Source organism: Alphaproteobacteria bacterium, from assembly GCA_037146715.1.
Lineage (GTDB): Bacteria > Pseudomonadota > Alphaproteobacteria > UBA7879 > UBA5542 > JBAWWO01.
Genome location: JBAWWO010000003.1, coordinates 119079 through 131958, shown reverse-complemented (window position 1 = coordinate 131958; position 12880 = coordinate 119079). Strand labels below are relative to the sequence as shown.

The 12880-nt window shown below is 44.5% G+C and carries 13 protein-coding genes; 6 read left to right on the top strand and 7 right to left on the bottom strand.

The genetic code is table 11. The features are described 5' to 3' along the window. Positions 1-189: 189 nt before the first annotated feature. Positions 190-1527 carry a peptidoglycan DD-metalloendopeptidase family protein gene (locus WCG05_02240; protein ID MEI8320816.1) on the bottom strand — a complete coding sequence of 446 codons (1338 nt, stop codon included), beginning with the start codon at positions 1525-1527 and terminating at the stop codon, positions 190-192. Beyond that, positions 1524-2537 carry an NAD(P)/FAD-dependent oxidoreductase gene (locus WCG05_02235; GenBank protein MEI8320815.1) on the bottom strand — a complete coding sequence of 338 codons (1014 nt, stop codon included), beginning with the start codon at positions 2535-2537 and terminating at the stop codon, positions 1524-1526. The genes WCG05_02240 and WCG05_02235 overlap by 4 nt, the downstream gene beginning before the upstream one ends. Before the next feature lie 45 nt (positions 2538-2582). Here WCG05_02235 and tsaE point away from each other — a divergent pair, with 45 nt between their 5' ends. Then, positions 2583-3017, top strand: a complete 435-nt coding sequence (tsaE, locus tag WCG05_02230; protein ID MEI8320814.1) for a tRNA (adenosine(37)-N6)-threonylcarbamoyltransferase complex ATPase subunit type 1 TsaE — start codon at positions 2583-2585, stop codon at positions 3015-3017. A gap of 160 nt (positions 3018-3177) precedes the next feature. Here tsaE and mltG read toward each other — a convergent pair whose 3' ends face one another. The 3 genes from mltG to WCG05_02215 are packed head-to-tail and all read right to left on the bottom strand — an operon-like array spanning position 3178 to position 5687. Then, positions 3178-4176 carry an endolytic transglycosylase MltG gene (gene mltG, locus WCG05_02225; protein MEI8320813.1) on the bottom strand — a complete coding sequence of 333 codons (999 nt, stop codon included), beginning with the start codon at positions 4174-4176 and terminating at the stop codon, positions 3178-3180. Next, positions 4145-5425 (bottom strand): beta-ketoacyl-ACP synthase II, encoded by a 1281-nt coding sequence (gene fabF / locus WCG05_02220; GenBank protein MEI8320812.1) that lies wholly within the window; start codon positions 5423-5425, stop codon positions 4145-4147. The genes mltG and fabF overlap by 32 nt, the downstream gene beginning before the upstream one ends. A gap of 19 nt (positions 5426-5444) precedes the next feature. Further along, the gene (locus tag WCG05_02215; protein MEI8320811.1) at positions 5445-5687 is read right to left on the bottom strand and encodes an acyl carrier protein; all 243 of its coding nucleotides are present in this window, start codon (positions 5685-5687) and stop codon (positions 5445-5447) included. 287 nt (positions 5688-5974) lie between these two features. Between WCG05_02215 and infA the strand changes: the two genes are divergently transcribed. The 5 genes from infA to WCG05_02190 all read left to right on the top strand — a co-directional run bounded on the left by infA (position 5975) and on the right by WCG05_02190 (position 8213). After that, positions 5975-6193 (top strand): translation initiation factor IF-1, encoded by a 219-nt coding sequence (gene infA / locus WCG05_02210; protein MEI8320810.1) that lies wholly within the window; start codon positions 5975-5977, stop codon positions 6191-6193. After that, positions 6193-6774 carry a nucleoside triphosphate pyrophosphatase gene (locus tag WCG05_02205; GenBank protein MEI8320809.1) on the top strand — a complete coding sequence of 194 codons (582 nt, stop codon included), beginning with the start codon at positions 6193-6195 and terminating at the stop codon, positions 6772-6774. Before infA ends, WCG05_02205 begins: the two co-directional genes overlap by 1 nt. Positions 6775-6776: 2 nt before the next feature. Further along, positions 6777-6944, top strand: coding sequence for a DNA gyrase inhibitor YacG (yacG, locus tag WCG05_02200; protein ID MEI8320808.1), 168 nt, complete (start codon positions 6777-6779; stop codon positions 6942-6944). A gap of 151 nt (positions 6945-7095) precedes the next feature. After that, positions 7096-7434 (top strand): iron-sulfur cluster insertion protein ErpA, encoded by a 339-nt coding sequence (gene erpA / locus WCG05_02195; GenBank protein ID MEI8320807.1) that lies wholly within the window; start codon positions 7096-7098, stop codon positions 7432-7434. A 2-nt stretch (positions 7435-7436) separates the two neighbouring features. Beyond that, the gene (locus tag WCG05_02190) at positions 7437-8213 is read left to right on the top strand and encodes an exodeoxyribonuclease III (protein MEI8320806.1); all 777 of its coding nucleotides are present in this window, start codon (positions 7437-7439) and stop codon (positions 8211-8213) included. A gap of 279 nt (positions 8214-8492) precedes the next feature. Here the strand turns inward: WCG05_02190 and WCG05_02185 are convergent, their stop codons facing one another. Together WCG05_02185 and WCG05_02180 are read right to left on the bottom strand one after the other, a co-directional pair. Next, positions 8493-8687, bottom strand: a complete 195-nt coding sequence (locus tag WCG05_02185; GenBank protein MEI8320805.1) for a hypothetical protein — start codon at positions 8685-8687, stop codon at positions 8493-8495. A gap of 428 nt (positions 8688-9115) precedes the next feature. Beyond that, a complete protein-coding gene (locus WCG05_02180; GenBank protein ID MEI8320804.1) occupies positions 9116-12751 on the bottom strand; it encodes a vitamin B12-dependent ribonucleotide reductase in 3636 nt (1211 codons plus the stop codon). Positions 12752-12880 lie beyond the last annotated feature (129 nt).

The window sequence follows — 12880 nt, the reverse complement described above, 5'->3', positions numbered from 1 at the left end:
TCTCGTACATTAGAAGCCTGAGATCCCGCCGTTTTGCGATGAAGTGCCCCAAAAGGATAGTTTTCTAAAAACCCAGATTTTGCGGGCAATTCGCGTGAAACCAGGGTCGAGGGCTTCGACATGTACATCTCGTACATTAGAAGCCTGAGATCCCGCCGTTTTGCGATGAAGTGCCCCAAAAGATGGGTTTTAAGAGTACCGTAGTCCCGTAATTTTGTGGTCCAGCGCCCGCCTATAATAGGTAAAGTTTTCCAGATTCTTTCCGTGCAAGTTCTTTTGAGAGGGCATCTTGATGTTTTTTGGGTTAATCTGATTATTTTTAAGTAAGACCTCATAGTGCAAATGAGGCCCTGTTGCCCGGCCCGTTGCCCCTACGTATCCAATAACATCCCCTTGCTTTACATGGGTACCCTTACGCATGTTGGATGCATACCGGCTCAAGTGTGCGTACGCCGTAGAATAGGTCGCAGAGTGTTGAATCAAAATGTAGTTTCCATAGGATCCTAAATATCCTATCTTCTTCACGAATCCATCACCTGCTGACATAATGGGCGTTCCTGTGCGCGCCCTAAAGTCTATTCCTTTATGCATCTTGCTGAAGCCTAAGATGGGATGCATTCTGCTTCCGAAACCTGAATTAACCCGTGCCCCTTTGATGGGAGTTTGAAGTAGCGCTTTTCGGATACCTTGGCCCTTTTCATTGAAATATTCTAATTCCGTTTCTTTTAAAGAGTACCGATAAATTTTGTGTTTTTCCTTGGCCGTATTCATATTAATATAGACTATGCTTCCCGTATCCACGAATCCTGTCTCATCGTCATAGGCTTTTTCAATCAATACTTCAAACGTATCCCCCCGATGTATGGATCGTTCTAAGTCAAAGGAATAGCTTAAAAGTTTGGCCAGTTTATTCATATTTGATTTGCTCATGCCAGCTCTAAGAGCATCTGAATAAATGCTCTTCTGAATAGTGCCCTTAAAAAACTTCAGCGTATTGGGCAAAGAAAAAGGCGGATATTCCATCGAAAATTTACCCGTTTCCCCATTTCTAATAACCGAAAATTTCTTGCCTGGCGGCGTTAAGAAAATAATCTTGGTTAGTTTTAGCAAAGGACTATTTTTAACCTTAGAATAGGTCAGATAGAACCGCTGTCCCCGCTTAACTTCCGTTGATTTGTAATGGGACCCAATGGCTTTTAAAATATCCATGCCTTCTTTTTGATCAACGCCATTAGACTTCAAGAACTTTACAAATTTACCATCTTTTTTTACCACCAGGTCCCGCTTAAAGACTGATGGTTTAGAGGCCACAAAGGCGCCAGACTTCGTATCAATGGTAAAATTTTGACTTTGGGAAATTAAAGAATCTTTCGTTTTTTGATCGGCTACAACCTGTGCGTCCGCAGCAGTTTCTGCTGTATCTGCCACAGAAGATCTGATGTTGCGATATACATCAAAACCAATAAGGAAAATCCCTATCAGTAAACAGCCTAAGCCAACAATTAGTTCTAACCGACGAAATTTCATACAGAGCTTCCCGGAAGACCCTTAGAGGTCGAATATTCAAAATGGAATACTTCCCCCGGATACACAATAGATCTTGCCTGATGGGCTGCTTGCGCCGCCTCAGCAAACCCCGTTAAAATAAGCTTTTGTTTATGGGGGTAGGATGCAATATCCCCAATGGCAAAAATCCCCGCTTCAGAAGTCTGACAGGTCGCCGGGTCCACCACAATATGTGATTTATCAAGGGTGAGCCCCCAAGTTGCAATGGGGCCCAAATTCATGGAAAGCCCAAAAAACGCCAGTAAATAATCCGCGTCAATGGCTTTACGTTCGCCTTCTAAATCAGACACAATCACCTGACGCAAAACCCCATTTTCGCCATCCAAATCAGCCAGCTGAAAAGGAATTGCTAAGTCCAAGGCACCTTGGGATGCCAACTCATGAAGCTGCCCCACACTATCAGGGGCCGCCTTAAATTTGGGTCGCCGATGCACAACCGTCACGCGTTCCGCAATAGGTGCAAGATTCAGGGCCCAATCGATAGCAGAGTCCCCTCCCCCCGCAATGACCACTTTTTTACCCCGAAAGTTTTCCATATTGCGCACATGATAAAACACACTTTTGTTTTCGAAAGACTCTATGTTTTCCAAGGGGGGACGATTAGGTCCAAAAGCCCCAACGCCCGCCGCAATAATAACAATTTTCGATCGTACTATTTTCCCCGTTGACGTCGTAATCTCCCACTGGTTTTCTACGGGCTGCAAGCTAACCACTTGTTGGTTTAAATGATAAACAGGGCTAAAAGGCGCCGCCTGGGCCTTAAGATTATCGATCAGTTCTCCCGCCAAAATTTTGGGGTGCGCTGGAATATCATAAATAGGCTTTTCAGGGTACAGGGCAACGCATTGGCCCCCCACTTCTGGCAAGGCATCAATCACATGAGTTTTCAATTTCATCATGCCGCATTCAAAGATGGCGAACAGGCCAACGGGCCCCGCCCCTATTATCGTAACATCTGTTGTATGAATCATGATTTCCTTTAATACCACATAAAAAACTGATATGGTTTTTTCAATATGAGCACAAAAACCTACCTACTCTCCTTTGAGAAAGATACTAAAAAGTTAGCAATAACACTAGCCGAATTTGTATCAAAAGGACACATTATTTTGTTGGAAGGAAATCTGGGGGCCGGCAAAAGCACCTTTGCACGCTATTTCATTCAATCCTTGATGGGTGAGGCCACAGAAGTGCCCAGCCCAACTTTCACCCTTTTACAAACCTATGAGGCTGAAAAATTTTTTATTTCTCATTTTGACCTCTATCGCATTAAAGACCCCATGGAAATCAGCGAGCTTGGCCTGGACGAAGCCTTTGCCTCAGGCGTGACCCTGATCGAATGGCCCGAACGTCTGGGGCCCTATATGCCCAAAAACCCCATCATCCTGCGCTTTGAGGAAAAAAATGACCAGCGGTGGGTTCACGTTTCTGGAGTGAATCTTGTTGGGTAATTAGAGTTAATCTCACCCTCTATTGCTTTCCTCAACTCTCTTTTTGCTTTCCTCGGGCTTGACCCGAGGACCCACGCCTTACCTCCCCGCACCCCATCAGGGCTGCACCCTGAAATAGCTGGATCATGACGTCGGACTACGACTTCCTTGCAAGGGCGTTTTATTTCTTTTTAGATTTCTTCAGCTTCCCAATATGCTTCTTATGGCTTCCATAATCCACGGAAAAATTGTGACCACCCATCCCATTAATCACGAAATACAGATAGTTATGTCGTTCGGGGTGGGCAACTGCTTCAAGGGTGCGACGGCCTGGGTTACAGATGGGGGTTGGTGGCAACCCCTTAATATAATAGGTATTATAATCACTTACGTGCCGGGTATCGATGCCTCGCAGAGGTCGATCTAATTTACCTTCTCCATTCGTCAGCCCATAAATAGTTGTGGGATCTGACTGTAGTTTCATGTTTTTGCGCAAGCGATTCATGAATACCCCTGCAACCCTTGGCAATTCTTCTCGTAAGTTTGTTTCTTTTTCAACAACTGAGGCCAGAATCAGCAATTCTTCAGGTGTTTTTAAGTGCAAGTCTTTGTCCCGGTGCGCCCAAACATTCATAAGGGTTGCCATCATTTTCGCATGCATGAAATTAATAACGGTGGAATAGGTTGTTCCCCCTCGAACCGTGTAGGTTTCTGGCAACAAAAGTCCTTCTGAGGGCAAATCTACTTGATCTTCTTCCAGGAAGGGGAAATTTTCTAAAAACTCAACAATCTGCAGATTTGTAAGCCCCTCAGGGATCATTATTTTATAGCTAAGCCCTTCTCCCTTTAGAATAACTTTGAAAATCTTGCGGGGCGTCATGTGGGGCGTCAGCAGATAATCCCCTGTTTTAATGGATTTGTCTGCCCGCTTTAAATAAAGATAAATCTTGATCCAAAAATCTGAATCAATGATGCCGTTTTCTTTTAAACGTTCAATCACATTTGAAAGATTTTGGCCTCGTCTAATCTTAAAAACAAGCTCTTCTTGTAAGGGGGTGGGCGTATTCAGCACATGGTACAAACCCAAACCGAAATACCCAATAACTAGAAAACTTAAGAAAAAAAACCGAATAGAAAACGTATAGATATTATGTAAATCTTTTAAAGACCAGTGATGCATTTGTTCCCCCAAATCCAAATGAGTTAGATAGCGCGTAGTCGATCTTTTTTTCCTTTGCTTTCAAAGGAACAAGATCCATTCCCGCACATTCAGGATCTGGAGAGTGCAAATTCAGAGTTGGTGGTAAAATACCATCTCTCATTGCCAGAATTGAAAAAATTGCCTCAACGCCCCCCGCAGCTCCCAGTAAATGGCCAATAGATGACTTTGTAGAAGACATAGACACTGTATGCGCCGCGTTTCCAAACAATCTTTTGACCGCCTTTAATTCAACTAAATCCCCTAAGGGGGTTGATGTGCCGTGGGCATTGATATACCCAACATCTTCCGGATTAATTTGCGCCCGGGCTAGTGCCATTTTCATAGACCGGTATGCCCCATCCCCATCTTCTGAAGGGGCCGTCATGTGATAGGCATCTCCTGACATTCCATAACCAACAATTTCGCCATAAATTTTAGCGCCCCGCTTTTGCGCATGTTCTAAAGCTTCCAGAACCACAAGGCCTGCGCCTTCGCCCATTACGAATCCATCGCGCCCTTGGTCCCAAGGCCTAGAGCCCTCACGGGGGGTATCATTATACTTAGTTGACAGGGCTCTAGCAGCTGCGAACCCCGCAATTCCAATACGACAAACCGTTGCCTCTGTGCCGCCCGCAAGCATCACATCCGCATCCCCATACTGGATAATGCGCATGGCATCTCCAAGAGCATGCGCCCCTGTAGAACAAGCTGTCACCACCGCATGGTTGGGCCCTTTTAGGCCGTACTTAATAGAAATATTTCCTGAGGTCAGATTAACCAGGCAAGAGGGAATGAAAAAAGGGCTTACCCGACGGGGGCCTTTTTCAGCAAGAATTAAAGATGTTTGGTAAATACCCTCAAGCCCACCAATACCACTACCGACCAAAACGCCAGTGCGTTCCCGATCATGATCTGATGTGGGCAGCCAACCCGCGTCTCTTAAAGCTTCATCCGCCGCAGACATACCTAAAAGACCATAACGGCCAATTTTGCTTTGGTCCCGAGGTTCAATAAAATCATCAAAATTAAGTGCTGAGCTGTATGGCTTGTGATCAGGAAACTGAACTGTTTTTACTTCCCCGGCTATTTTGCAAGCCAGGTCAGACACATCACATTGTTGAACAGGTGCTAGACCAGATTGCCCCTTAATCAGATTATTCCATGTTTCTGGAACATTCTTACCTAGGGGCGTTACAACGCCCATACCAGTTACAACAACACGACGCATATTCTAGATTCCTAATTTGTTAGTGGGATTTTTTTCCCAAATAATCAACGGCATCTTTTACAGTTTTAATTTTTTCCGCATCCTGTTGAGGAATTTCGCATCCGAATTCTTCTTCAAACAACATGATAAGTTCGGCTTGATCCAAACTATCTGCGCCAATATCGTCTGTGAAGCTGGCGTTTTCAGTTACTTTAGATTCATCAATTTTAAACTTGTCCATAACAACTTTTTTTACTTTGTCTGCAACAGTTGCATTCGTCATTTGCTTTTCCTTTGTTAATTAAATCAAATAATCCTAAGCCCTTTCCAACAGGTCCGGGCGCTCACTCTTAAGTCTTGGTATCATAAAAGACTTTTTTTTGCCAGCATAAAAATTGAGGAGGATGATATTAACCATAAAACTGCCCTTGCAAGGATGGGCGCAGCTCGATGAAGCAATCCAGCTTATTTTTTGTTTTTCCCTCGCAGTTTCGCGAAGCAATCGTTCATTTGTGGGAAAGATCATAAAAAAGGCTTGCCATTTTTTCTGGTAAAATGTACATCATGAGTATGGCTAAAGAAGATCTAATTGAATTCGCCGGGGAAGTCATAGAACTTCTCCCCAATGCAAATTTTCGCGTGAAGTTGGAAAATGGTCACGAAATTATTGCCCATTCCTCTGGTCGCATGCGCAAGAATCGTATCCGCGTTTTGGTGGGGGATAAGGTTATGGTTGAAATGACCCCCTATGACCTAACAAAAGGACGCATCATTTTCCGTCAAAAATAATGGCTTTGATCCTAGCTTCTGCTTCTCCTTATCGGCTTATGCTTTTGCAGCAGGTTTTTATTCACCCGGACAAAATTTTCCCCTGTAATATCGATGAATCTGTTTTGCCCCGGGAAAAGCCCAAGGATTATGTGAAACGCATTGCCCATGCAAAAGCAAATTTAGCCCTAGAAAAAAACCCTGATGACATTATTTTAGCGGCCGACACTATTATTGTCATGGGTTTGCGAATTTTTCAAAAACCCCTTAATCGCGAAGAATCCAAAGACATGTTGAACTCTTTTTCTGGAAGACGACAACAGGTTTATTCCTATGTGGTTGTGAAAGACAAAAATCGCACAGTTGAGCGCTTTGCATCCACCCGTATTTCTATGAAACGCCTATCTGACCAAGACATCATAGATAATCTAAATTCAAACCAATGGAAAAGCACCAGTGGCGGCCTGTGTATTGAAAAATTTGCGGGCAAACTGATTAAATCTGTAAATGGATCCTACTCAAATATCATGGGGTTGCCCCTATTTGAAACCTGTAGTTTGCTTGAAAGCTTTGGGATTCGGTCCCAAGTCACGGAAAGCTAAAAATGACGAAGTGCCCCCTTTGCAAAAAACCAACAGTCCAAGACCATAGGCCCTTTTGTTCGGACCGCTGCAAACAAATTGACTTACACCGCTGGATTGCGGGGGTTTATGTAATCCCCACCCAGGAAACCCCTGAAGAACCCCTCCCCGACTCAGATCAAGAAGATTGACTACCTCACCTGTCCCGTCCTTGCAATCCTTGATATACGTTTGAAACTTTGCTACAGTTCTGCATAAAGGAGCCTCGAAATGACACACCCCTCTATTCACACCCTCATAAAAGAAGTCTCAGACTTTCAAATGAAGCGCTAAGGCACCCCCATGACAAAAAATAACCCCCTTTTTACCATTACAGAAACGGCGGCGCGGCAGGTTATAAGTGCCGCAAAGCAAGATCCTCATAAAAAAATCTTAAGAATATCTGTTGATTCCGGCGGCTGTTCAGGCTTTCAATATGTTTTTTCTTTTGAAGAAAGCACCCAAAAAGACGACTTGGTTTTTGAGCACACCGGCGCGAAAGTTATCATAGATCCCACCTCTTTTGAGTTTCTAAAAAACAGCCAACTGGATTACGTGGAAGAATTAATCGGCTCCTATTTCACCATCAAAAATCCCAATGCCCAAAGTTCCTGCGGGTGTGGCAGTTCTTTTACGGTTTAAGCATGCGCATTGCCACCTGGAATGTGAATTCTATCGGCGCCCGGTTAGAGCTGGTTTTGGACTGGATTCACCATACCTCCCCCCACGTTATTCTATTTCAAGAACTCAAGTGCATCACAGAGAAATTCCCTGCTGAGATCTTTTCCGATCTGGGGTATAACCTGGCTGTTCATGGGCAAAAAACCTATAACGGGGTTGCCATTTTATCCAAGTCCCCTCTTGAGGATATCCAGTATGGTCTGCCCGGATTTGAAGATCCTGCCGCCCGATATGTTGAAGCCTTTACCAATGGCGTGCGGGTAGCCTCAGTCTACGTTCCCAACGGACAGGAAGTGGGCTCAAAAAGCTTTGCATACAAACTAGACTTTTTTAAACACCTGGAAAAGCATCTGAAAAAATTAAACACCTACAAGGAAAAATCAGTGATCGGCGGGGACTATAATGTAGCCCCGGAAGACGCTGATGTTTATGACGCAAAAAAACTAAAGGAAGTTATTTTAACCAGTACAGAGGAACGCAAGCATTTTGAGGCCTTGTTGCAAACAGGATTTCAAGATTTGGTGCGTCAGCTGCATCCTATAGATATTTCAAAAAATTCAGATTGGTATACTTGGTGGGATTATCGGGCGGGCTCCTGGCATAAGAATCACGGCATGCGGATAGATCATTTGCTGGGTTCACCCCTGGCCCAGTCTCACGTGAAAAAAGTGGGTGTCGATCGCGATTGGCGGGGAAAGACAAGACCGTCAGATCATGTTCCTTTGTGGTGTGAGCTGTAGAAATTCTTCCCCTTCTGTCATCTTTGAGTGTCTCTTTTTTGCCTTCCTCATCCCCCCCTTGAATTCCTCGAGCCCCCCTTGCTTTCCTCGGGCTCTCTTTTTTTGAATTCCTCGGGCTTGACCCGAGGACCCACGCCTTACTTCTTCTGCTAACCTAACGGACCTGCGTTCCGCACCCTTAGACCCTCGGGTAGAAGCCCGAGGGAATCCAATTGGGGTGAGTCCGGCTCTCGTCATCCAGAGGAAGCCGCAGGCTGACGAAGCAATCCAGCTTTCTTTTTACTGCAAAGTTTCACGCGGCGGACGCAAATAAGTATAGCGCACCTCCGCGTGAAGAAAACGAATGTCTCTTAATGTATTGAGAATGCCATCCTCCATTTGCTTTTGATGATCCAATAGATCAATCAAACGCTTATAGTGTGCATCAAGGCTCTTTAAAGTATAGAGAAAATCGTTTAGATTGTGATCAGTCATGTAGACCTCCGTTTTAGGTTTATACGATTAGTGGGGTTCTATGTGTTGCAATCACAGGAACTCCACGCTTACTTTTTTTATTATTTGAATTTGAAGTCGCTTCAAACTCTTTTTCTGAATATTAGCTTTTTTGGAAAAAAAGGCAAGGGAAAAAGATACATCACCTTCTTGAACTCCTTGGGTTTGACCCGAGGACCCACCCCTTATTTTTTGGTGTGACCTAACGCGAGGGCGCGTTCCGCACCCGCGAGACCCTCGGGTCAAAGCCCGAGGGAATCAATTGGGAGGGCATTTCACAAAATAATCGGCCAAAAAGCTCTTCCCCTAAAAACCAATGTTTTACGGGCAATCCGCGTGAAACCAGGGTCGAAGGCTTGACATGTACATCTTCCAGTTTTGCGATGGAAGACCCCAAAAGAAGGGTTTTTTTACGAGCAGCCGCTGGTGCTGCCACAGGTATTACACTTCATACACGTTCCATTCCGAACCAGTGTGAAATTTCCGCAATCGCCACAGGCGTCCCCTTCGTAGCCTTTCATGCGGGCTTCCCGTATCTTCTTTGAGTAATCATCTGTAGATTCTTCTTGTTCCACAACAGGAGCTGTTTGCAGGGCTGTTGCCCCAGCTTGTAGAGCCCCGGCTGAGGCTGAAGGCGCCTCTTGTCGAGCCGTCGCTCCTTTATTCAGAACATAAATATTTTTTCGCATGTACCCATTGCTGGCCGCTTTTTGAACAGGGGATGCTTCAGGAGCACTACTGGTTGGAATAGAAATGCTATCAGGCATCAAATCTTGAATATTCACATGGGCTAAATCTGTCCGCCCCAGATATGAAATGGCCAATTCCCGGAAAATGTAATCGGAAATCGATGTTGCCATCTTGATGGCATCGTTTCCAGTTACCATTCCGGCAGGTTCAAACCGCGTGAACGTAAAGGCTTCAACGAATTCTTCTAGGGGCGTTCCATATTGAAGACCAATGGAAATCGCCATGGCAAAGTTGTTCATCAGGCTGCGGAAGGCTGCGCCCTCTTTATGCATGTCGATGAAAATTTCACCTAATTTTCCGTCTTCATATTCCCCTGTACGGATGTAGACTTTGTGCCCACCCACAGAAGCTTTTTGCGTGTATCCCTTACGACGCAAGGGCAAAGAACGCCTTTCCGCCTTGTGGATGATTTTTTCAATAATGCGCTCCACAATGGCTGCCGTTTGGGCAGGTTTAGATTGGGCAAGAAGCTCTTGCACCACTTCGGACTCATCTTCGTCCTCTAACACAAAAGTGCTGGAATTCAATGGTTGAGACAGCTTAGATCCATCACGGTACAAGGCATTGGCCTTCAGACCCAATTCCCAAGATAGAAGATACGCTTTTTTGCATTCTTCAATGGTAGCCTGGTTATGCATATTAATGGTTTTGGAGATAGCCCCTGAAATGAAGGGTTGGGCCGCTGCCATCATGCGAATATGACTTTCAACAGAAAGATATCTTTTGCCAATACGACCACAGGGGGATGCACAATCAAAGACAGACAGATGCTCATCTTTCAGATGGGGTGCACCCTCAAGAGTCATAGTTCCGCAACAGTAAGCATTCGCTTCTTCAATGTGGTCTTTGCTGAATCCCAGGGACAGCAGCATATCAAATTGGGGCGAATCCAGTTGTTCCTTAGAAAACTTCAGAACATCTGTGCAAAATTCTTCACCCAAAGTCCATTTGTTAAAGACGAATTTAATATCAAAGGCACTTTTTAAAGATGTCTTGATTGAATTTAAAACTGCGTCTGTAAACCCTTTGGTCTTTAGAGTTTCAAAGTTGACATGAGGACCATTTTCGAGCGTCCCATGACCCACGGCGTAACGGGTCATTTCTTCAATTTCCGTTTCCGAATAGCCCAAGGTTCTTAAAGCACTTGGAACCATTTGGTTGATGATTTTAAAGTATCCACCCCCGGCAAGTTTCTTGAATTTCACCAAAGCAAAGTCTGGTTCAATTCCCGTGGTATCGCAGTCCATCACCAGACCAATTGTCCCCGTGGGAGCAATAACCGTAACCTGAGCGTTTCTGTATCCGAATTGTTCCCCTAAAGACAATGCTTCGTCCCAAGACTGCCGCGCTTTTGATACGAGAGCTTGATAAGGGCAATTTTCTTCATCCAATGGAACAGGATTTATTTCTAAAGATTCATAACCATCTTTTTTGCTATAGGCCGCATGACGATGATTTCGAATAACGCGCAACATAGGCTCTCGGTTATCAGCGAATCCCTCAAAGGTCCCTAATTCTTTTGCCATTTCAGCTGAGGTTTTATAGCTTACACCCGTCATCACAGCTGTTAGAGCTGCAGCAAGGGCACGAGCTTCCTTACTGTCATAAGAAAGACCTGAAGCCATTAACAAGCCCCCAATATTGGCATAACCCAATCCTAAAGTTCTATACTTATAAGTACCCAAGGCAATTTCTTTGGAAGGAAGCTGTGACATTTCCACCGCTATTTCCAGCGTCAAAGTCCACAAGCGAACGGCATAGACATAGCCTTCCAGATCAAAAGAATTTTTCCCTTCAGATGTCTTATGAAATTTCATTAGGTTAAGGGAGGCCAAGTTACAAGCCGTATCATCCAAAAACATATATTCAGAACAAGGATTTGACGCCTTAATAGTCCCATGATTCGGGCACGTGTGCCATTCATTCACCGTTGTATCATACTGCAATCCTGGATCAGCACAGGCCCACGCGGCATATCCAATTTTGTTCCACAAGTCACGGGCATTGACCGTCTTGAAAACTTTTCCATTGCGGCGCCCAATAAGATCCCACGATTCCCCCTGCAGTGCTCGACGAATAAAATCATTGGTCACACGAACTGAGTTGTTAGAATTTTGCCCAGAAACTGTTGAATAAGCTTCTGAATTCCAATCTGTATCATAGTCTTTAAAGTCGATAGTCTTTTCCCCCTGAGAGGCCAACTGCAAAATACGTTGAATATAATTATCAGGAATCAGAACTTTTCTAGCCTCTTTGATGGCCAGCTTTAGGGGTTCGTTCTTTTTAAGGTCAACTTCCGCTGTTTCAGCGTTGCCTTCATAACAAGCCTTCATAATATTATTCAGATGACGACGGGTCAGTTTTGAACCAGAAACTAAAGAAGATACCTTTTGTTCTTCGATCATTTTCCAGTTGATATATTCTTCAATGTCCGGGTGGTCGATGTTAACGGTCACCATCTTGGCCGCCCGACGGGTTGTGCCGCCAGATTTAATAGCGCCAGCTGCCCGGTCCCCAATACGCAGGAAGCTCATCATGCCAGAAGATTTACCCCCACCTGACAAAGATTCCCCATTACCCCGCAGGTTAGAAAAGTTAGTGCCTGTGCCTGACCCATATTTAAACAAGCGCGCTTCTCGAACCCATAGGTCCATAATACCGCCTTCATTTACCAAATCATCTTGAACACTTTGAATGAAACAAGCGTGAGGTTGGGGTCTTTCATAGGAACTGGCTGATTTTACAAGTTCTTTTGTTTTTGGATCTACATAGTAGTGTCCTTGAGCGGGACCATCAATGCCATAAGCCCAATGTAGCCCTGTGTTAAACCATTGAGGAGAATTCGGGGCTGCAAATTGCAAGCACAACATGTAACGCATTTCATCAAAATAAGTTTGGGCATCAGCTTCCGTATCAAAATAGCCACCCTTCCAAGCCCAATAGGTCCATGTGCCCACCAAGCGATCAAAAACTTGTTGGGAAGAAGTTTCTGCACCAAATTGCTCGTCTTCCGGTAATTTTGCCAAAGCTGCTTCATCGGCTACAGATCGGTAAAGCCAAGCAGGAATATCTTTTTCCGCAACGGTCTTCAAGGCGCTAGGAACACCCGCTTTTCTGAAATATTTTTGTGCAAGAACGTCAGAGGCAACTTGAGACCAGCTTTCTGGAACTTCAACATTTTTAAGTTGAAAGACAATAGTCCCATCGGGATTCTTAATTTCACAGGAAATTTTCTTGAAGGCAATTCCTTCATAAGGTGATTTTCCCACCTGAGTAAAATGACGTTCAATACGCACGAAGTCCTCCAAAAGTTACAATTACAACGCTTGCCTTTTTAGCCCCTGTTACAAGATATAGTATTTATTATAAGATTTTTCCCCTACATCTTGTTTTAGAATAGAATCGAACCTCCCTTACCGCAAGCA